We start from the raw sequence: 20,534 nt of genomic DNA, 5'->3' as shown, positions 1-20,534 counted from the left end.
CAACGGGGCTGGAGCACCACCGAGCGTCGGCGGGTAGAGCGCTTTCCGGGAATGACCTTATGTTGACCAACATCTCGACCTGGTCGGTCCGCCACCCCGTCGGCGTCGTCGCGCTGACGCTCGCCGTCATGGTCCTCGGGGGAGTCTCGCTCACCCGGCTCAACATCGATCTGCTGCCGAGCATCATCTATCCGGACATCCAGGTCCGCATCCTGGACCCCGGCGTCCCCGCGGAGGTCATGGAGAACGAGTTCACTCGCGACCTCGAGGAGCAGCTCGCCATCACCGAAGGCGTCGTCGCCATCCAGTCGCGCACCACCGAGGGCCGCAGCGCCATCGATCTGTCCTTCCGCTACGGCGAGGACATCGATGAAGCCCTGCGCGACGCGAGCTCCCGCCTGGACCGCGCCAAGCGTTTCCTGCCGGAAACCGACGACCCGCCCATCATCTACAAGCGCGACCCCTTCCAGCACCCGGTCGCCGAGTATGTCGTCAGCTCGGCGTTGCGCGACCCGGTGGAGCTGCGCACCTGGGCCGACTACACCTTGGGCCGCTCGCTCGTGACCCTCCCGGGCGTCGCCTCGGTCGAGGTCGGCGGCGGACTGGAGCGCGAGGTACAGGTCGTCGCCAACCAGTTCCGGTTGGCCGGGTTGGGGATCGACATCCTGGATCTGGAGACACGCCTGCGCACCGCCAATCAAGATGTCGCGGCCGGGCGGCTGCGCATGCCCGAGGGGGAGATCGGGGGTCGCACGGAAGGGCGTTTCAGAAACGTGCAGGAGATCATCGACCTGCCCCTCAACCCCGAGGCCGGCGACAACCCGATGGCCCAGATGCGCATCGGAGAGATCGCGCAGGTCATCGACGGGGCGAGCGAGGAGCGTCTGCGCATCCGCCTCGACGACCAGCCGGGGATCAAGCTCTCGATCCAGAAGCAGCCGCTCAGCAACACCGTCGCGGTCGTCGAGACCGTGGACCGCGAGCTCACGCGGCTCGCCGAGCAAGGCCAGCTCCCCGAGGACATCCAGATCCAGCGCGTCGACGACCAAGCGCGCTACATCCGTCACTCGCTCGACAACGCCGTCAACGCCGCACTCAGCGGCGCCCTGCTCGCCATGGCCGTGGTCTACATCTTTCTCGGGAGCCTGCGGCGGACCCTGATCATCGGCGCCGCGATCCCGATCGCCGTCCTGGTCACCTTCATCCTCATGGCCGCCAACGGCCTGACCTTCAACATCATGACCCTCGGGGGGCTCGCGCTCGGCATCGGCATGCTGGTCGACAGCACCATCGTCATGCTCGAGAACATCTATCGTCACCAGCGCATGGGGCAAACCACGGTCGTCGCGGCGGATGCCGCGAGCCGCGAGGTCACGGGCGCCGTCATCGCCTCGACCTCGACCAACCTGGCCGCCGTCCTGCCCTTCCTCTTTATCGGCGGGCTCGTCGGGCTGCTCTTTCAAGAGCTGATCTTCACCATTTCGGCGGCCATTCTCGCCTCCATGGTGGTCGCCTTGACCCTGGTCCCGGCGCTCGCGGGCCGGGTGCCGGCGGGCCGCGAGGGTGCCCTGCGGGGGCTGGTCAATCGCGCGATGCAGGCCCTGCAGGACGGCTATGCGCGGTTGCTCGAGCGGCTCCTGCGGATCCGCTGGCTCGTCATCCTGGCCTTCGTGGCCGGTCTGGCCTGGTCGGTGCCTTGGCTCATCGGCGCCAAGCAGGAGTTCCTGCCCGCGTTCGACGAGGGCGACGTGCGCATCAGCCTGACCGCAGACGCCGGTGTCGACCTCGAGGAGATGGACCGCCTGGCCCGCCGGATCGAGGCGCTCGTCTCCGAGCAACCGGAGGTCGAGGCGATCTTTACGACCGTCGGCGGCTTCGTGTTCGGGCGCTCGTCCTTCGAGAGCGCCAACCGCGCAAGCCTGCAGGTCCTGCTCAAGCCGGCCGCGCAACGCGACGTGGGCAGCAAGGAATGGATCGACCGGGTCAAAGGCCTGATCCGCGCGCTCGAGATCCCGGGCCTGCGGGCCTGGCTCTTTACGCGCGGGATTCGCGGCATCCGCTTCAACGAGGGCGACGACGACGTCAGTCTGCGCATCGCCGGGGAGGATCTCGACACACTCGCCGATCTCGCCGACCGGGTCGTGGAGCGCCTCGCCACCGTCGAGGGTCTGAGCAACATCCAGCACAGCAGTCAGGACGTCACCCGCGAGATCTCCATCCGGCTCGACCCGCAACGCGCCGCGAGCTTCGGTCTGACCATCGAGGACGTCGGTGCCGTGCTGCGGTTCGCCCTGGAAGGCCGTATCGTCACCGAGCTGATCGACGGCGACAGCGCGGTCGATCTGCTGCTGCGGCTCGATCGGGTGGACATCGCCGCGCCGGGCGACCTGGATTCCATCGTGCTGTTCAGCAAGACCGAGCCGCGACGCGCCTTGCGACTCGGCGATGTCGCGACCGTCGAGATCCTGGCCCAGCCCTCGACCATCCTGCGCGACCGCCAGCAACGGATCGTCGAGGTCACCGCCTCGATCGGCGAGGAGCTGACCCTGCAGCAGGCGATCGAGTCGGCGCTGGCCGCAGCGGCAGAGATCCCGCTGCCGCCGGGCTATCGGCTCTACGAGGCCGGCGGTCTGGAGACGCTCAAGGAGGGCCAGGACATGAGCCGGATCCTGCTCGGGCTCGCGCTCTTTCTGGTCTTGGTCGTGATGGCGGTCCAATACGAGTCGGTGCGCAATCCCTTCATCATCCTGATCTCGGTGCCCTTCGCCTTGATCGGCGTGGTGCTCGGCCTGCAATGGACCGAGCTGCCGGTCTCCATGCCGGTCTGGCTCGGACTCATCATGCTGGCCGGGATCGTGGTGAACAACGCGATCGTGCTGGTGGAGTTCATCGAGCTCGAGCGCCGTGACGGTTTGGATGCGCGCACGGCCATCCTGGAGGCCGCACGCCTGCGTCTGCGCCCCATCCTCATGACCACGCTCACCACCGTCGTGGGCATGCTCCCGCTCGCGCTCGCCCTCGGCGAGGGCTCCGAAATGCTGCAACCGCTCGCCGTGACCATCGTCTCGGGTCTATCCTTCTCCACTCTGGTCTCCCTTGTGCTGGTGCCCCTGGTCTATCAGGTCCTGGCCGCTCCGACAACGGCGGAGACCCCGACAGGCTCGGTGGACCTCGCATCGAAGGCTTCGCGGTGATCGCCCCCCGTGTCTGGTGGATCGGCCATGTCTTGCCCGACGACGTCTTCCAGTGCCACGTGAGGTCGTCGCGCGCAACCTTCCGGTCGAGGGCATCGATTACTACGCCAGGCTGGACGACGGCGCGATCCTGACCCTCTCGCACCAGACCCGTTACTCGGGTTTTAAGGTCGAGCCGCCCGGGGCGATCTCCGCGATCCTGGGCTTGACGCGCGCACAGTGGCTAGCCCGCCATCGCGACGATCCCGCGATGGCCCACGACGACCGCAGTTACGGGCAATGCCTCGGTCGCCGCATGGGCGAATGAATTCGCCCCTACCTCGGGGCGGGCGGGACCGAGGGATACGCGGGCGGCTCGGGTGGCGTGGGGGCGTCCATCAATCCCGCGGGCATCGGCGGCACGGGCGGCATGCCCATCGGGTCGCGCACGTAGGACGGAAAATCCGGATTGGTCCAGCCCGCTTCGGCCAGTTTGCTCTCGGGCGGACGCAGTCGCGAGGTGTAATCGAGCACGGCCGCCTCGTGACGCGGGGTAAAGCCGTCGATCTGCTTGACCATCTTGGGGTCGGAGTTCTTGCGTCGACCCGTGCGGATCGCATCGAACTGACGCATCAGATAGAGATAGTGCTGACCCGCGATCGCGGGGATATGCTCCGCCTCGTTGCCTTCCCCGTTCTCGCCGTGACACTTGGAGCAGTGCTCCGCGTAGACCTCCTGGCCCAACGCCAAATCCACCCCGGGCCCGACCCCGTTCTGCGGTGTCATGGGAAGCTGCGCCACATAGGCCGCCACGTCGGCGACACTCTGAGGACCGCCCAAGATACGCGGGACCGAGAATGGATACATGAGCGGATTGTCGCGATTGCGCGCCCGGATGTCCGCAAGCTGCTTGATGATGACCGGACGCAACTGCCCGGCAATCTGGGGATAGGTCCCGTCGGGCGCACCCCAACCTTCCGGCCGATGACAGACCGCACAGGTCAGATAGACCCGGCGTCCGTTCTCCGGGTCGGGTGTCAGCGCCATCACCTGCTCGTATTCGATTTGGGCGATCTCGGCAGGCGTTAGGGCCGGGTTTTCACCCGATTCTTGAGCATAGGCCGCCGTCGCGATGATGCCCGAGAGGGCGATGGACAGGCCGATCGCAAATGCGGGTCGAGACATCTTGACCTCCAAACTGAAGAGACCGGGACCGGACCGGCCGCAGGATGCTCGCCCCCGCACGACATGAACCTTCGACACGCCGCGGGGCCGGCAACCCGGCACGGGTCCGGCATGAGCCGTGCAAAAACGGGCCTCATCACGACGGCCCGGCAAGACGATGACCGAACGAAGCAGCCTCAGAGCCCCTTCAATCCACCGGTCACATTGGCCTGGAAGATCGCCTTGTGCACGTCGCCGATACTCAGCATACCGACCAGACGCCCCTCGTCCGCAACCGGGATACGCCGGAAGTTGTGGCGCACCATGATGGTCGCCGCGCGCAGCACATGCATCTCGGGATCGACCGTCACCGGATTGGGTGTCATCAGCTCCTCGGTCTTCAAGCCCAGGACCTCGGAGTAGCGTGCCATCTCCTTGTCGAGGTCCACCGAATGCATCCCCTCGGCGATCAGCTTGTCGAGCTTCGGAAATAGACTATGAAGCAGATCCCGCTCGGCGATGATACCGACCAACTTTTCATCGCTGTCGACCACGGGCAGGCCGTGAAAACGATAGAGACACATCAAGGACGCCACCTCGACGATCCGGGTATCGGGATTCACCGAGCGGACCGATCGACTCATCACATCTTTGACTTTCATCTAGGCCATCCTCCGTTGTGTTGTTGTCGGCCGCAGTCGCGAGACAGAGACGCACGTCTCGCGACGACCGTCCGCGCATTATAGACAGGTCCACGCCGATCATCGCCGTCCGGGCGCCTCGCTTACAAGACCGGCCCGTAGGGTGGACGAGCGAGAGCGAAGTCCACCGAATCCCTCGCCGGCGCTGGTGGACTGCGCTGCGCTCGTCCACCCTACGCGGGCTTGTCCACCGGCTCCGATCGGCGAGGCGGCGGCGCGGACACCGACGCCCGCTCGTCGTACCGCGCCGAGTCCCTGCCGACACCCGCAAGCCCGCCTCGGAACCCCCGCCGGGCCTGGCGCCAGCGCTTCTATCCACAGGGCGCCCACAGCCTGATCCACCGCTTTTACACAAGATATTGTGGTTGACGGATTTCGAAAACGACATATATTGTGCCTGTAGCGCAGCACCCGCGCGGCCGTCCGGGCCGCGGACACCCATTAGACCTACCCCGCCGTCACACCGCACCCAGGAGGAGCCATGTCCACCGAGAGCCCGTCGTTGGTCGAATCCACGCCCGCCGAAGACGCCGTTGCCCGCCCCGGACAGTCCGCGAAGCCGACCCCGAGCCCGAGCCCGAGCCCGAACCAAGCCCGGCACAACGACTCGGCTCCCGAGATCACCGCCCACACCCCGGGCAAGGTCCAGGTCATCCGGCGCAACGGCAAGGTCACCCACTTCGACCCGAACAAGATCATGGTCGCCATGACCAAGGCGTTCCTCGCGGTGGAAGGCGGCTCGGCGGCGGCCTCCAGCCGCGTCCACGACCGGGTGCGCGAGCTCGCCGAGCAGGTCACCTCGGCCCTCACCCGCCGCTTGCCCGGCGGCGGCACCGTCCATATCGAGGACATCCAGGACCAGGTGGAGCTGGCGCTGATGCGGGCCGGCGAGCACAAGGTCGCGCGCGATTACGTCCTCTACCGCGAGGCCCGCGCCCGCGAGCGTGCCGAGCGTGCGGCGGCGAGCACACCCGCCGAGGCCGCACACCCGCTCTCGGTCACGCTCGCCGACGGCAGCACCCGCCCGCTGGATGTCCCGCGCCTGACCCGTCTACTCGACGAGGCCTGCAGAGACCTCGACGCCGTGGATGCACAAGCCATCCTCACCGACACCCTGCGCAACCTCTTCGACGGCGTGCGCGAAGCCGACGTCGGACAGGCGCTGGTGATGTCCGCCCGGGCGCGGATCGAAAAAGACCCTCAATACAGCCAGGTCGCCGCCCGGCTGCTGCTCGACGTACTGCGCCGCGAGGCGCTCGGCTTCTTGGGACTCGCCGGCGGCGTCGAGACCCAAGCCGATCTCGCCGAGCGCTACAGCGACTATCTGGCGGCCTATATCAAGCGCGCCGCCGATCTGGAGCATCTCGACCCGCAGCTCGCCCGCTACGATCTGGCCCGACTCGGCGCCGCGCTCAAACCCGAGCGCGATCTGCAGTTCACCTATCTCGGCCTGCAGACCCTCTACGACCGCTATTTCATTCACACCGCCGACGGCATCCGCTTCGAGCTGCCCCAGGCCTTCTTCATGCGCGTCGCCATGGGTCTGGCCATCAACGAGATCGACCGCGAGACCCGCGCCATCGAGTTCTACGAGCTGCTCTCGAGCTTCGACTTCATGAGCTCGACCCCGACCCTCTTCAACTCCGGCACCCTGCGCCCCCAGCTCAGCTCCTGCTACCTCACTACCGTCCCGGACGATCTGGACGGCATCTACGGCGCCATCAAGGACAACGCCCTCCTGTCGAAATTCGCCGGCGGACTCGGCAACGACTGGACCCGGGTGCGCGGCATGGGCGCCCACATCAAGGGGACCAACGGCAAGAGCCAGGGCGTGGTGCCCTTCCTGAAGGTGGCCAACGATACAGCGGTCGCGGTCAACCAGTGCTTCGCACCGCAGACCACCGTTTTTACTGCCGACGGCCCCAAGCCGATCGCCGACGTGCGGGTCGGCGATCTGGTGCTGGGTCAGCGCGGACGCTATCGCGAGGTCACGGAGCACTTTGTCTACGACCAGAAGGACGCCCCCATGGTCCGGGTGGCGGTCAAGCATTCGGTCAATGACTTGGACGTCACCGCCGGCCACCCCTTCTGGGCCATCCAGGGCGTACCGATGGAGCAATCCATCGAGCGCACCCTCGGCCAGATCGAGCACGCCCGTTTCCGTCCGGAGTGGGTCGAGGCCGGCCAGCTGACGCGCGGAGACTACGTGGCTCAGGTCATCCCCGCCGAGGTGGTCCCGGTCCCGGAACTCACCCAAGCGGATGCTCGGCTCTACGGCATCCTGCTCGGCGACGGGCACCTCACGCGCGGTCACGAGTGCGGTGTCTCCGGCAACCCGGGCTGCGACGACGGTCATCTGCAATTCGTCCGCGACTACCTCACGGAGCGCGGGATCCACTTTTGGGAGAGCGGGCGGGGCAATGAATACATCCAGATCAAGTGGGCCGTCGGCCGGGGCTTAGCCCGTTGCGCGACGACCGGCCGCTATGTCGGACTGGACGAGGCCCATCTCCCCTTCACCTACGAGGACCTCTACGACGCACGCGGCAAGAAACGCATCGCCCGGCGCTTCAGCCATCTGCCGCACGATCAGGCGCTCGCGCTGATTCAGGGTCTTCTGGAGACCGATGGCGGGGTCAGCCGCGGCAAAGAGATCTACTTCACCAACACCTCCGCCGCCCTCGCCGAAGGCTTGCGTTATCAGCTCCTGCGACTCGGCATCCCCTGCGCCGGGCAGTATCGCGAGCGCGACACTGCCCACACCGGCACGCGTGGTGACGGCTCGTTGGTCTCCTTCACGGGCATCACCCGCGCTTTCGATCTGCGCATCCCGGCCCTACCCGAGATCGCCGAGCTGGTCGGCGTCCCGGCGCGCACCAAGCGGAACTGGTTCCGCTTGGGCAATTGGATCTTCACGCGGGTCAAATCGGTCGTGCCCATCGCGCCGGTCGCCAAGGTCCACGACCTCAAGGTCGAGGGCGACGAGACCTACATGACCGCCGCGGCGCTGGTCCACAACGGCGGGAAGCGCAAGGGTGCGGTCTGCGCCTATCTCGAAACCTGGCACATCGACGTCGAAGAATTCCTCGACCTGCGCAAGAACACGGGCGACGACCGCCGCCGCACCCACGACATGAACACCGCCAACTGGGTGCCGGACCTCTTCATGAAGCGGGTCGCCGAGGACGGACACTGGACCCTCTTCTCGCCCGACGAGACCCCGGACCTGCATGACCTGACCGGGCTGGCGTTCGAGCAGGCTTATGTCGGGTACGAGGAACGTGCGGCGCGCGGCGAGCTCAAGGTCGCCAAGCGGATTAAGGCCGTCGACCTCTGGCGCAAGATGCTCGCCATGCTCTTCGAGACCGGGCATCCCTGGATCGCCTTCAAGGATCCGTGCAACCTGCGTTACACCAATCAGCATGTCGGGACCGTGCACAGCTCTAACCTCTGCACGGAGATAACCTTACATACCAATGACTTGGAGATCGCCGTCTGCAATCTCGGCAGTGTGAATCTGGCCGCGCACGTCACCGAGAAGGGCCTCGACACCAAGCGTCTGCGCAAGACGGTCAGCACCGCCATGCGGATGCTCGACAATGTCATCGACTACAACTTCTACAACGTCCCGCAGGCGCGCAACTCCAACCTGCGGCACCGTCCGGTCGGGCTCGGCATCATGGGCTTCCAGGACGCCCTCTATCGGCTGCGTATCCCCTACGCGAGCCTCGAAGCCGTGCAGTTCGCCGACCACAGCATGGAGGCGTTCAGCTACTACGCGATCCAGGCCAGCACGGATCTCGCCCAAGAGCGCGGGCGCTATCAGAGCTTCGAGGGCTCGCTCTGGAGCCGCGGGATCCTGCCGGTCGACAGCATCAAGCTGCTCGCGGAGGCACGCGGCAGCTACCTGCAGATGGACGCGGGCACCACGCTGGACTGGGATGCCCTGCGGGAGCGCGTGCGCACCGTCGGCATGCGCAACTCCAACTGCATGGCCATCGCCCCGACCGCGACCATCAGCAACATCGTCGGGGTCAGTCAGTCGATCGAGCCGACCTACCAGAACCTCTTCGTCAAATCCAACCTCTCGGGCGAGTTCACCGTCGTCAACCCGTACCTGGTGGTCGATCTGAAGGAACGCGGCCTTTGGGACTCGGTGATGGTCAACGATCTCAAATACTACGACGGCTCGATCCAGCAGATCGACCGCATCCCGGAGGATCTCAAGGCGCTCTACGCCACCGCCTTCGAGGTCGACGCCCGCTGGCTGATCGAGGCCGGCAGCCGCCGTCAGAAATGGCTCGACCAGGCCCAGAGCCTCAACCTCTACATGCGCGAGCCCAGCGGCAAGAAGCTCGACAACCTCTACAAGCTGGCATGGGTGCGGGGCCTGAAGACGACCTACTATCTCCGCTCCATGGGCGCGACCCATGTGGAGAAGTCCACGATGGACGACGCCGGCAAGGCCAACCGCCTCAGCGCGGTCGGCGGTAACTATCTCTCGCTCGACAAGACCAAAGGCAACGGAAAAGGCAACGGAGCCGCCGCACCCGCCGCCTGCTCCATCCTCGACCCCGAGTGCGAAGCCTGCCAATAGGGGCGTGTAGGGTCATGTAGGGGCGACTTCAGTCGCCCCGTGGTCCCGGATCAACGCTTGTTTTGGAAAGGGCGAATGAATTCGCCCCTACGCCCCTGCGCGGCGGCGACATGGACGATGGAAAAGGAATGACCAACACAACACCATTGATCCAACACCACGGCGCCGTCGACGGCGTCACCGGCTCCTGCCATGAACTGATGCTCGGCGACGGACGCTCCGTCCTGATCGACTGCGGGCTGTTTCAAGGTGCGGAGACCGCCTCCGACGGCTCGGGTGCCGAACGCCCCGGCATCGGCTTTTCGGTCGATCGGATCCAGGCGCTGATCCTGACCCATGTGCACATCGACCACTTCGGGCGCCTGCCCCATCTTCTGGCCGCCGGCTTTCGGGGGCCCATCCTCTGTAGCGAGGCCTCGGCGGAGCTTCTCCCCCTGGTCTTGGAAGACGCCCTGAAGGTCGGCGTCACACGCAATGCCGCGCTCATCGAGGCCGTCCTGCGCGGTCTACAGGCACGCCTGGTCCCGCTGCGGTACGGGGACTGGTACCCCTTGATCACGGGCGATCCCGGGCTGCGCGTCCGTTTGCAGCAAGCCGGACACATCCTCGGCTCCGCCTATGTCGACTGTGACCTCACCCGCGCCGGGACCACCACCCGCGTGCTCTTCTCGGGAGACCTCGGCGCACCCCACACCCCGCTGCTGCCGGACCCGACCCCGCCGGAATCCGCCGACATCGTCGTGCTCGAAAGCACCTACGGCGACCGCATCCACGAGGACCGCAGCACACGTCGACAGCGGCTGCGGGCCATGGTCGAGCACGCCTTCGAAGACGGCGGCACCCTCTTGATCCCGGCCTTCAGCATCGGGCGGACGCAGGAGTTGCTCTACGAGCTTGAGACCTTGGTGCACGAGAACCGAGGCACCCAAGACACCGGCGGCAAATGGCGCTGGGATGATCTCGCGGTGGTGCTGGACTCACCGCTGGCGGCGGACCTGACCGCCGGCTACCGCCGACTGCGCGCGCACTGGGACCGCGAGGCCAAGGCCAGGGTTGCAGCCGGTCGCCACCCGCTCGCCTTCGATCGGATGCTCACCGTCGACGACCACGCCGCACATCTGCGCATGGTCGAGTACCTCGCGCGCGAGCATCGTCCCGCCATCGTGGTCGCCGCGAGCGGCATGTGCGCCGGCGGGCGGATCGTCAATTACCTCAAGGCCATGCTCGGCGACCCACGCCACGACGTGCTCTTCGTCGGCTATCAAGCCGCCGGCACCCCGGGCCGAGACATCCAGCGCTACGGACCCCGCGGCGGCTATGTCCAGCTCGACGGCCGCCGCTACGACATCCGCGCCCGCGTCCACACCATCGGCGGCTACTCCGCCCATGCCGACCAACAGGATCTGCTCGACTTCGTCGGCGCCATGTCTACTCCACCCGGGGAGGTGATCCTCGTCCACGGCGAGCACGGCGCCAAGGCCGCCCTCCGAGCCGCCGTGCTGCAGCGCTTCCCCGGCATCAACGTCCGCATTCCCTGAGCCCAAGCCTCTCGGAACCGCAGGCCGGACGACCGTCGGAGCCCGGCATAACCCATTGGGTAGAGGCGACCTCAGTCGGCCATAAAAGCCACGCCCCATCCCCGGCCCTGTACGGGCGATTGAAGCCGCCCCGACCTCCGACTGACACCCGACCAAACGCGTCATACGCTGCGTCATACAATCGCGCCGGAGGGACGAGATGCGAGTCAACGCCAGGCTCGACGATGCACGCGCCAGAAAACTCGATGAGCTCTGTCGGCGCACCGGCCGCAGTCGCACCGATGTGCTGCGAGCCGCCATCGATCGTTACTACGCACAAGAGGCCGTCGAGCCCCCATGTCCAGCCGACATCCTGCGCCGAAACGCCTTCATTGGCTGCGGAGAGGCCGACACCGAGCTCTCTCGGGACTACAAACAACACCTGACCGAGTCCCTGGCCAAGAAGACGGATGATCATCGCTGACACCGGTTTCTGGCTCGCTCTGGCAAACAGGCGCGACCACTGGCACCAGGCGGCAACCGCTTGGCTGACCCAGTCAACCGAAGGACTGATCACCACCTGGCCGGTCGCCACCGAAACCTGCCATCTGTTGCTGAGCCGGGTTGGCGAGCACGCCCAGCAGGCATTTATCGACAGCTTGCGCGACGGTGCCGCGGAGCTGTTCGCTATCGACTGCAGCCACCTGCCACGCGTCGCGGAACTGATGCACAAGTATTCCGATCTGCCAATGGACCTGGCCGATGCATCGCTTGTCGTGCTGGCCGAAGCACTCGGACACGGCCGCATCCTGTCCACCGACGAGCGTGACTTTCACACCGATCGCTGGAAGCGTCACGCCCCGTTCGACAATCAGTTGTTGACATCCTCGCCGACCTGAACAATGGCGCTTTATGCAAACGTCGGGCCAAGGCGCGCCGACGAGGCGCAGCGACCCCTAAGGCGAATAGGCGCAGCGCCGCCCGGCGTGCGCGGGGCGTGCAATGGGGGAAAACCAACGTGTGCTCGGTATACGTTCGGGAGGACTTCACCGACAGGATGCTGGCAGCGGCGGAGACGGCTTCGGCGACTGCCGTGTGTCGGATCGCGGAGGGAGAGGCGATGGCCGCGCTGGCAAGACGCTCGCGCGACAATCCAGCCGATGCCGGTGCAATCGATACGGTCAGGTGTCGTCTGCACGACGATTGGAACGACTGCGCAATCGTTGAGATCAGCCAAGCGATGGTCGAGCTCGCTGGCGACGATGCGGACACCTTTGCACGGAGGGGCTACGACAGCGTCCCACTCGCCGCTGCGCGCACGCTGGATCAGGCCAGTCGCGAGCAGGTCCAGTTCGGCGGTTTCGCCCGGCACTTGCAGAAAGCGGCCCGCATACTCGGACTGGAATCGATGTTCCTCCCCGATCCACTCGGATGAGGACGCGCACCACTCCTTGCTTTCGGACGCCTTGACCGCTGCGCGGGAGCCTCCTCGGAACGCTCTGCGCCCCTGCCGCCAGGTCGACGCGCCGGAGTCGAGCAGGGTGCGCAGAATGTAAAGAGCTTCGCTGGCGCCGCGGCTGGCCTCGAGCCGAAACAGCGCCGCACAGCGTTTGCGCCCGGACAGGCCTACCGCTCTTGGCGAGTCGTTGCTCGCCGAGCAGCAGATCAGCCTGTCGCGGGCGCTAGTTGGGCCGAGCCGCTTCGGAGGTCTAAGAGACTATTGCGGACTGATCGGACGAGGCGGCGGGGCGGGCGGATTACTCCCGGACCCGGCTGCCAACGCTGCGATGAAGCCGGCCGCAGCCACGCCACCGAACAGTAACGCTCCGCCGGCGGCGCCCGCGCCGGCCTCAAGCTGCGAGGTTGCCGTCCGCTGAGCGGCTGCAACATCGGTCGGCGCCGTCTCGACGACCGTACCCTCCACCTCGGTCACCTCTGCCGGATGATCAGCGCAGACGCTCGTCGCGCCGACGGTCAACAGCTCCTTCTCCTTCATCAGGTGCCGGCAGCCATCATCGAACTCGAGTAATGCCTCGCTCTGCTCAAGGACGATCAAGCGATCGAGCGCCTGTAGCTTCATTCCTTGTTGAGCGGCGACGAAATGTTCGCCCTTGCTGATCATCGCAGCCCCGTCGACCCGCTTGATTTCACCGATCGTGTCGGCCGCCATCGCCTGAACAAAGCCAACACTCAAGGCTGCACCCGCCACGACCAAAAAAAATTCTTTGCGCATCATCCTGTTACCCCTTATGTACACCGAAGCCTTGGAAACCCTTTTGCCGAACACTCGCCATCGTAGACCATCCGTGTCGACCCTGTCAGAAGGTTAGCCGTTTCAACCGGGAAAATCCAGGTCACGAAGCTCGCCGAGAAGATGCTCGGGAACCGGACAACCTGCCCGGCGACCGAGGTGGCACCCGGCCCGAATCAAGCCCGATCCCGCCGCCTTTGATCCGAGTCGTCATTCAGAATTCTCCTTGACGTCCGCTCCGACATTGCCCGAAGACGACGCGGGCTCGGCGAGATCCCGCATGAGCGCATCAACGCGGGCCGCCGCATCAAGCGCCGCAGCCCGGACAATCTTCAGGTCGTCGAACCAAAGGGTGCCGTCGAGCTTTTGCTCGAACGCTCGGCTTCCGCCCGAGACCAACGTCAGCTGTTGATAGAAGCAGGTCTCGGGGACCTCGAAATACAGATCGAAGTCCCGCCAATCCGAAGAGCCCAGAAAGCGCGCCCCCTCGCCGAGGATCGCGGAATCCGGCAAGACGCAACGGATGGTCCACTTCACGCCGCCTTGTGAGGTCAGGCTGTCGACCCGAACCCGCCCCGACAAGCGATAACGACCCGCATCGAGAAACAGCGGCTGAGACAGATGCCGAAACGGCCCTTCGAAGGCGCGAAAGCTCAACCGCAAGGCGGCTCGACCGTTCGAGCCACGCGTGGCGACCGGCCCGGCTGAGAAATGCGCGTTCGAGACAAGGCGCCAGTCAAATCCACGACCCTCGATCGGCAGCTCGAAGCCACCGTCGTAGAGCAAACCCAATTGTCGACGTTTGGTATCGTCCAGCCCGCTCACCCAAACGACGTACGCCTCGGCGATCGCCCCGTCCTTCTGGAGTCGTTCGACATAGGCCGCACGCTCGTCCGGCGTCGGAGGCGCGCTCGCCGACTGACGCCGCGAGGTATAGAGAAAGCGCACGGTATCGGTGTCCACTGCAGTGCGCGCCACATAACGAAAGTAGTCTGTCCACCACGGTGGCGGAGACAAGGCCATAGACCCCAAGAGCGCACGATACTCGAGGCTCTCCGCGATCTTCAGCAGATCCGGAAACAAGAGCTTGCGCTGCGAGCTGTCGGCTTCGAGTGTGGTCGACCAGTGCACGAGCATCCGGTCATAGCGCCCACGTTGCCCCCAGTACGCCGCCACCGCGAGCTGCACGCGCGGATCGACCGGCGCAAGCCGCCCCGCGAGCTCGATCAAGGCTTCGCTGCGCTCGACATCGCCGTCCTCGAGCGAACGAGCGGCAAGCGCGATCAGCGGACGTGGGTCGGCCGGGTTTGCCCGATAGGCGGCCTCCAGCAGACGAGCGCCAGCCGCCGGATCGTCGGGCAGAACCTGTAGTGCCTTCAGGAACAAGGTCGCCGACTGATCCGATCGCCACCCGAGCGCGTGATCGATCATGGCGGTGTCGCCCGCCGCGACGCGATCGGCATAGTAGCCGGCGAGGCCGTTCACCAGACTGGCCCACGCCAATCCGAGCGCTCCGAGCACCAACAGCCCTCGCCACCAATAGATCCGCATGCTCACATCCCTTCCCAATACAGCAGCTTATACCGAGCGCGTCAGTTCAAACGGTAGATCATTCTCGCAATCCGGTATCCTCCTCCGTCACGAACCAGTTCGAGATCGACAGCACCTTTGGCGTAGCGCCATCCGCCGCCGCGATATTGGTTCCCGACCGAGATCACCCCGGACCCGCTGATGCGACCATCCGGCATCGAGCGCCAGCGTACCGTGCTGATCGAGAGCTTCGCCCCGGTGGTGCGTTGGAACAAATCCGCATACTTCGAGCGGATCAGCTTCCTCCCACTGCCTTCGTTGACCCGCGCGCTTGACGTAAAGAGCGCCGCAAAGCCGTCGGCGTTCATCGCCGCGTAAGCACTCTCGAGACGCGCGACCAGGTTTGCGGCATCCTTCTCGGGCGTCGCGGCAGGGCGACCGGCGACAATGCTCGGCCCTCGCCCTGCTGCACCGGCGCCCGAGGGGACGGGCTGGACCGGCGCGGCCGGCGTCGGCGCCGGTGCAGCGCCCTTCGGCGTAGATGTATCCGCTTGCGGCTCCTCGGATCGCCGCGAAGCGGATTTGGCGAGTGCCTCCGGCGGCATCGCTTTCGGGGCGGCCTTCGGCGGCGCCGGCGGCTCGAATCTCGGCTGCGCGTTCGGCTGCAGCTTCGGCAGCTCCGGCAGCTCCGCTTTCGGCTGCGTTGCCGGCTCCGACTTGAGCGTTACGGCCTGACCCGTCTCCGGCGGCGCGGGTGTCGGATCCACCGTTTGGGTCGGCGCGGCCGACAAGCGCATCGGCTCCGCCGGCCTCTGCGTCTCGATCGCGTTCGGTGGTGGGACGTCTCCACCCGCAGGGGGCCGCACACTCGCGGCCGAAACGGGCGGAATCATCAACGCCTCGGGTTCACGCGCCTTGGCGAGATCCCCACGCGGGACCGCCCGCACGACCCGAACCGACTCCGATCGTCCGACCTCGAGCCGATCGACTCCGAGCGGACCCGCATCGCTCGCCTGCTCCTCCGGCGTCGCCCTGCTCGAGGTCGCGCTCGAGGTTGGGGTCGGGATCGGTGGTTCGATTGGAGAGACCGCAACGCGCGGCGGCACCGGGGCCAAACGCATCGGCGCGTCCTCGAGCGCACGGATGCCGGCGCGATCCTGCTCGGTCAACACTCCGGCAACAGGGGCAGGTTCGAGCGGCGGCAAGGGTGCGTCCGCGGCCCGACCGTCGGACCCCGAAATCCGCGCCGCAGGCGCGAGATAGCTCGGAAGTGGCGCCGAGGTCTCGCCGCTCCCGCTCGCCGCCAAACGCAGCGCCGGCTTCTTGTTGGCATGAATCAGAACATGGCCCGTTCCGAGCACCAGTGCACCGAGCATAACCGCACCAACCGCCATGGCGCCGACACGTCGGGTGCGCCCGCGCGCACCCCCTAAGAGCGGGGCCCGACCCGGACGCTTCCCGGCAAGCACCGGCAGACTCGGTCGAAAGAACCATGCGGGATCCGTCTCGGTGAAGCCGGCGGGGAGGTCCGGCAAACCGCGATCGTAGGCCGCGCGGGTCTCGGGGTCACGCAGCGTCTGATAGGCCTGATTGATGCGCGTCGCGTAAAAAGCCCCGAACTCGGTCGAGGCCTCGACCCGATCCGGGTGGAACATCCGGATCAAGAGTTGATAGTGATGCCGGATCGACTCTTGAGGCGCATCTCGGTTCAGCCCCAGGTGTCGATAATAATCACCTTCCGGATTCAGCAGGGCGTGTCTCACGAAGAACCGTGCAGCTTCTTCCATTTCCGCGGCATCGGCTCCGAGCTGCGCGGAGGTCTGCGCAATCCGCGCCGATGAGAGTGCCGTGCAGAACTCCGCCAGCAGGGCGCCGAATCCTTGCGGCAAACGACGCTCGGCCTCGGCAAGATGACGATACGTAAGCGGATCTCGATAGTAGTCGAGCGCGAGCTCGACCAGCGGGGCAGCCATGATCGACTCGGGGCTACGCCGGACTCTGCTGCGGCAGGTTCGCCTGATCGCCCCGACCGCCGTAGCTATACATGTAGTCATAGCCGTAACCGTAGCCATAGCCCTTGCCTGCACGCCCGGCCTTCGCGAGCACGGCCCCGATCAGGTGCGCATTCGCCTGTCTCAGGCGTTTCACGGAATTTGCGATCTCGCGCCGGTGGGTCGCTTGGGCGTCCACGATGAAAATCGTCGCCTTCGCCAGATTCGCGAGGATGAGCGCATCCGCGAGCCCAATCACGGGCGGCCCGTCGATGATGACGATGTCGAAACGCTCGGCCGCGACACTCAGAAGATCGAGCATTTTCGCGCTCGCGAGCAGCTCGACCGGGTTCGGCGGCAGCGGCCCGCTGGTGATGGTAAAGAGACGCGTCACCATGGTCGCCTGCGAGATCTCGAGCGGCTGCGCTGTGCCGGCCAGATAGTTCGTCAGGCCGATCGTGTTGGGCAAGGAAAAGACTTTTTGCAACGAGGGGTTGCGCAAGTCACAGTCGATCAAGAGAACGGTGTTCCCCGCCTGTGCAAACGCAATCGCCGTGTTGATGGCAGTCGTCGTCTTGCCTTCGCCAGGCCCCCCGCTCGTAAAGTGCAGGATGTCGGGGGCGCCGTCGGAGGTCGAGAACAATAGCTGAGTGCGCAGCGAGCGCACCGACTCGGCGACTGCACTCTTCGGATCCCGGAAGGCGAGCAGGCCGAGCTCCTGGTCCGGCAAACCCAGTTCACGCGAATTGACCTTGGGGATGACGGTCAGCACAGGTGCACCAACCAGCCCCTCGACGTCCTCGGCGCCCCTGACCGTATCGTCGAGTGCTTCAAGCAGGAAGGCCGCGAGCACACCGATGAAGCCTCCCAGCGCGATCGCGATGGCCAGATTCAGCTTCAGACTCGGCTTGTACGGGTGGATCGGCACCCGCGCCGCATCCACGATCGAGATATTGTTTTCCCCGATCCCTGCGGCGACGCCGACCTCCTTCACCCGCTGGAGCAACCCGTCGTAAAGCTCGCGGTTGGTGGTGACCTCGCGTTTCAAGGTCTCGAAGTCGGTGCTGCGATCCTGCAGCGCCAGCGCCTCCTCGTTCAGCTCGCTGATGCGTTTGGCGAGCTTGGCCTCCTCGAGCGACTTGGCCTCGTACTTCGCCTTCACGCCGCCGGCGATCGCCGCAGTCTCGCGGGCGATCTGCTGGTCCAGCTCCCCGATCTGCTGCTTGAGTTGCCGCATGCTCGGGTAATTGGGCTTGTAGATCTGCAACTGGTCGCGGTAGTCCGCTTCCATGGTGCCGCGCCGCTCCTTCAGGCTCTGAATCAGCTGGCTCTCAAGCACCCCGGCCGCGCTGCCGGCTCCGCCTGCATCCACGATGCCGAGGTACTCCGCCTCCGCCTCGATGCGCGCCCCCTCGGCCTTGATCAGCTGGGCATTCATCTCGCGCAACTTGTCGAGCGTGATCTGCAATCGTTTGTCGGTATCGACAATTTCGCGCTCACGCGCGTAGGCGACGAACCGCTTCTCCGATTCTTCCAAGGTCGCCCGCGCCTGCGCGAGCTGCTCCTCGAGAAAGCGCTTCGCGAAGGAGGACGCGTCGTAGCGCCGCTCGAGGTTGAGGTTGATGAAATTCGCTGCGACCGCGTTGGCCACTTCCGCCGCCTCGACCGGACTGGGACTGTCGTAGTGGATCCGCACCAGACGCGAGTCGCGCACCGGCTCGATCGTCAACTGCCCGAGCAACGCGATCTCCTCGTTCATCCGCTTCGCTTGCTCGGGGTCGACCCCCGAAAGTGCATCGTCCGTTCCGGAAGCCCCGGACATGGAAGACGTCCATGCCTTGGCCATCGCAACCAGATCCGCGAAGAAGGACTGACCCTGCTCATCCTCATCCATCGGCACCAAGCCGAGCTGGTCGATGACCCGACGCGCAAGGGTGTTGCTCTTGAGCAGCTCGTATTGAGTCCGATAGAAGTCCATATTGGCCCGATAGCCCGTTGCCTCCTCGGGCGTCACGCTGCCGTAGTCCACCACGCGATTGCCCTCGGTCTCGATCTGCAGGAGCAAGGTGCTGCGGTAGACCGGCGTCATGACAAAGGTCGCGACCAGGGCCAAGATCGCCGCCAAGCCAACCGCCGAGATGATCAACCAGCGGCGCCGCATGAGCACGGCCCAGAGTTCGCGAAGGTCGATGACATCTTCGTCGCGGGCGGGCGGCTCGGGCAGTCGGACGGCCACGCTCGGCAGGCGCGAACGCTCGGCGGACTGCAGCGGTTGGCGAGGACCTTCGGGGGTGAGCGATTGATTCGGGCTATTCATCGAGTCCATGTCCATCGAGAACGACGTTGTACCGGCCCATTCACGGCCTTTCGGGCAACCGCCCAAGTCCAGCGGAAACACACCTGAACCACCACGCGAGACCGGAGGTTAGATGCACGCGGCGCATCGACCATCGTCGCGACAGGTCGGCTCAATAGTAAAGCGGATTGAGCGAAACGAACCCGCGCAAGGCTCCGGTCATATTCTTCACGAACACCGCCGACCCTGACTCCGGCACCATCACCTTGTCGTTGACGGCGAGCACAGGATCGACAAGATCACCGCGCTGAACCTTCTTCAGATCGACCACGTAGGCACTCACGGCCTGCCCGGGCAACGATCTGAAGACGACGACCTGCTCGGGTTTCGCCACCTCATTGACCCCCTCGGCCAATGAGATCGCCTGAAGCAGTGTGGTCTGGCCCTTAATCGGGAACACACCCGGCTTCTTCACCGCACCGCCGACCGTGATGTTCATGTTCGCGTACTCGAGGACGAGCACGTTCACCTGCGGATTCTGCAAATGATCTTTACCTAATTCAGCCGCGATGACCCGCCCGGCCTGCTCCGGCGTCAATCCACCGACCGCCACCGGACCGATCAGGGGCATGACAATCACCCCGGCCTCGTTCACGCGCTCCTTCGTCGACAATTCAGCGACCTTGAAGACATCCACCTGGATCAGATCGCCCGCGCCGATCAGGTAGGTCGCCGCTGAGCTGCTCGTCGCCGGCGGAAGACCCACCACCGCAGGCACCAGCGTCCCGTCCTGCGGCGGCACAGTCGGTGCCGGTTGTGCTGTCCCCGAGGCAGGGAGCGCCCCCATTCCGGAACCGGCCATTGCGGAACCCGACGGAGAAGACCCGGACGAACAACCACCGACAAACACCAGGACCGCGAGCGCAAGCCAAACAGACTTCAGCATTGTTGAATCTCTTCCATCCATCGTCGTGTGAACATTCACCGCAGCGGGCTTGATGGACACCGCCTCTTGGACTGGCCACCCAAATATTCAGCCGATCATGAAACCGCCCCCTGGGGAGCTCCCGACACCCATTCCGCGGGGTCACGCATAAGAACCTTCGAGAAACGCGTGACACCGCTCTGCGCCAAGTGCCGCAATGGTCAAAATGACCCACGAGGCCGAGTCGACATCACGATCACCGGTACTGTTCCAGCGCACTCAGGTCAATCGCGCTGCTCTGCCGCACCCTACACCTTCTTGAAACCGAGCGGAGCATTGCCCGATCGACGGCTTCGGCATAACCGTTGCGTCGATGGGAACCTCGGCCG

General features: G+C 65.5%; 14 protein-coding genes. 7 read left to right on the top strand and 7 right to left on the bottom strand.

The window, feature by feature from the left end; all coding sequences use genetic code 11:
- Nucleotides 1-59 precede the first annotated feature (59 nt).
- Both LT988_RS19950 and LT988_RS19945 read left to right on the top strand, forming a co-directional pair.
- Nucleotides 60-3,194 (top strand): efflux RND transporter permease subunit, encoded by a 3,135-nt coding sequence (locus LT988_RS19950; RefSeq protein WP_232407253.1) that lies wholly within the window; start codon nt 60-62, stop codon nt 3,192-3,194.
- Nucleotides 3,195-3,246: 52 nt separating this feature from the next.
- Nucleotides 3,247-3,501, top strand: coding sequence for a hypothetical protein (locus LT988_RS19945; RefSeq protein WP_232407252.1), 255 nt, complete (start codon nt 3,247-3,249; stop codon nt 3,499-3,501).
- Nucleotides 3,502-3,509: 8 nt separating this feature from the next.
- Here LT988_RS19945 and LT988_RS19940 read toward each other — a convergent pair whose 3' ends face one another.
- Both LT988_RS19940 and LT988_RS19935 read right to left on the bottom strand, forming a co-directional pair.
- Nucleotides 3,510-4,358, bottom strand: coding sequence for a c-type cytochrome (locus tag LT988_RS19940; RefSeq protein ID WP_232407251.1), 849 nt, complete (start codon nt 4,356-4,358; stop codon nt 3,510-3,512).
- 176 nt (nt 4,359-4,534) lie between these two features.
- On the bottom strand, nt 4,535-4,999 hold the full coding sequence (locus tag LT988_RS19935) for a CBS domain-containing protein (protein ID WP_232407250.1): 465 nt from the start codon (nt 4,997-4,999) through the stop codon (nt 4,535-4,537).
- A 520-nt stretch (nt 5,000-5,519) separates the two neighbouring features.
- On the opposite strand from LT988_RS19935, the gene LT988_RS19930 reads away from it, so the two are divergent.
- The 5 genes from LT988_RS19930 to LT988_RS19910 all read left to right on the top strand — a co-directional run bounded on the left by LT988_RS19930 (nt 5,520) and on the right by LT988_RS19910 (nt 12,587).
- On the top strand, nt 5,520-9,635 hold the full coding sequence (locus tag LT988_RS19930) for a ribonucleoside-diphosphate reductase subunit alpha (protein ID WP_232407249.1): 4,116 nt from the start codon (nt 5,520-5,522) through the stop codon (nt 9,633-9,635).
- Nucleotides 9,636-9,763: 128 nt separating this feature from the next.
- Entirely contained in the window at nt 9,764-11,173 is a 1,410-nt protein-coding gene (locus tag LT988_RS19925; protein ID WP_232407248.1) for an MBL fold metallo-hydrolase RNA specificity domain-containing protein, read from the top strand.
- A 199-nt stretch (nt 11,174-11,372) separates the two neighbouring features.
- The gene (locus LT988_RS19920) at nt 11,373-11,636 is read left to right on the top strand and encodes a ribbon-helix-helix domain-containing protein (RefSeq protein ID WP_232407247.1); all 264 of its coding nucleotides are present in this window, start codon (nt 11,373-11,375) and stop codon (nt 11,634-11,636) included.
- Nucleotides 11,623-12,051, top strand: a complete 429-nt coding sequence (locus LT988_RS19915; RefSeq protein ID WP_232407246.1) for a type II toxin-antitoxin system VapC family toxin — start codon at nt 11,623-11,625, stop codon at nt 12,049-12,051. The genes LT988_RS19920 and LT988_RS19915 overlap by 14 nt, the downstream gene beginning before the upstream one ends.
- A 119-nt stretch (nt 12,052-12,170) precedes the next feature.
- Entirely contained in the window at nt 12,171-12,587 is a 417-nt protein-coding gene (locus LT988_RS19910) for a PIN domain-containing protein (protein ID WP_232407245.1), read from the top strand.
- Between the two features lie 282 nt (nt 12,588-12,869).
- Here the strand turns inward: LT988_RS19910 and LT988_RS19905 are convergent, their stop codons facing one another.
- The 5 genes from LT988_RS19905 to LT988_RS19885 all read right to left on the bottom strand — a co-directional run bounded on the left by LT988_RS19905 (nt 12,870) and on the right by LT988_RS19885 (nt 20,226).
- Nucleotides 12,870-13,439 (bottom strand): hypothetical protein, encoded by a 570-nt coding sequence (locus LT988_RS19905; RefSeq protein ID WP_232407244.1) that lies wholly within the window; start codon nt 13,437-13,439, stop codon nt 12,870-12,872.
- A gap of 174 nt (nt 13,440-13,613) precedes the next feature.
- The gene (locus LT988_RS19900) at nt 13,614-14,954 is read right to left on the bottom strand and encodes a tetratricopeptide repeat protein (protein WP_232407243.1); all 1,341 of its coding nucleotides are present in this window, start codon (nt 14,952-14,954) and stop codon (nt 13,614-13,616) included.
- A 41-nt stretch (nt 14,955-14,995) separates the two neighbouring features.
- Nucleotides 14,996-16,906: a DnaJ domain-containing protein gene (locus tag LT988_RS19895; protein ID WP_232407242.1), complete on the bottom strand. Its 1,911-nt coding sequence runs from the start codon at nt 16,904-16,906 to the stop codon at nt 14,996-14,998.
- A 13-nt stretch (nt 16,907-16,919) separates the two neighbouring features.
- Nucleotides 16,920-19,241, bottom strand: a complete 2,322-nt coding sequence (locus tag LT988_RS19890; RefSeq protein ID WP_232407241.1) for a GumC family protein — start codon at nt 19,239-19,241, stop codon at nt 16,920-16,922.
- A 151-nt stretch (nt 19,242-19,392) separates the two neighbouring features.
- On the bottom strand, nt 19,393-20,226 hold the full coding sequence (locus tag LT988_RS19885) for a polysaccharide biosynthesis/export family protein (RefSeq protein ID WP_232407240.1): 834 nt from the start codon (nt 20,224-20,226) through the stop codon (nt 19,393-19,395).
- Nucleotides 20,227-20,534: the final 308 nt, after the last annotated feature.

The organism is Thiocapsa bogorovii (assembly GCF_021228795.1).
In the GTDB taxonomy this organism is placed as follows: Bacteria; Pseudomonadota; Gammaproteobacteria; order Chromatiales; family Chromatiaceae; genus Thiocapsa; species Thiocapsa bogorovii.
Note: the sequence above shows the minus strand (reverse complement) of the source record. Positions and strands in the feature narration are given on the sequence as shown.

What these genes read in the sequence shown, in the direction of transcription:
- LT988_RS19920 (WP_232407247.1), top strand. Translation starts at nt 11,373, where the DNA reads ATGCGAGTCAACGCCAGGCTCGACGATGCACGCGCCAGAAAACTCGAT.
- LT988_RS19925 (WP_232407248.1), top strand. Translation starts at nt 9,764, where the DNA reads ATGACCAACACAACACCATTGATCCAACACCACGGCGCCGTCGACGGC.
- LT988_RS19940 (WP_232407251.1), bottom strand. Translation starts at nt 4,358, where the DNA reads ATGTCTCGACCCGCATTTGCGATCGGCCTGTCCATCGCCCTCTCGGGC.
- LT988_RS19900 (WP_232407243.1), bottom strand. Translation starts at nt 14,954, where the DNA reads ATGCGGATCTATTGGTGGCGAGGGCTGTTGGTGCTCGGAGCGCTCGGA.
- LT988_RS19890 (WP_232407241.1), bottom strand. Translation starts at nt 19,241, where the DNA reads ATGAATAGCCCGAATCAATCGCTCACCCCCGAAGGTCCTCGCCAACCG.
- LT988_RS19895 (WP_232407242.1), bottom strand. Translation starts at nt 16,906, where the DNA reads ATGGCTGCCCCGCTGGTCGAGCTCGCGCTCGACTACTATCGAGATCCG.
- LT988_RS19935 (WP_232407250.1), bottom strand. Translation starts at nt 4,999, where the DNA reads ATGAAAGTCAAAGATGTGATGAGTCGATCGGTCCGCTCGGTGAATCCC.
- LT988_RS19950 (WP_232407253.1), top strand. Translation starts at nt 60, where the DNA reads ATGTTGACCAACATCTCGACCTGGTCGGTCCGCCACCCCGTCGGCGTC.
- LT988_RS19915 (WP_232407246.1), top strand. Translation starts at nt 11,623, where the DNA reads ATGATCATCGCTGACACCGGTTTCTGGCTCGCTCTGGCAAACAGGCGC.
- LT988_RS19930 (WP_232407249.1), top strand. Translation starts at nt 5,520, where the DNA reads ATGTCCACCGAGAGCCCGTCGTTGGTCGAATCCACGCCCGCCGAAGAC.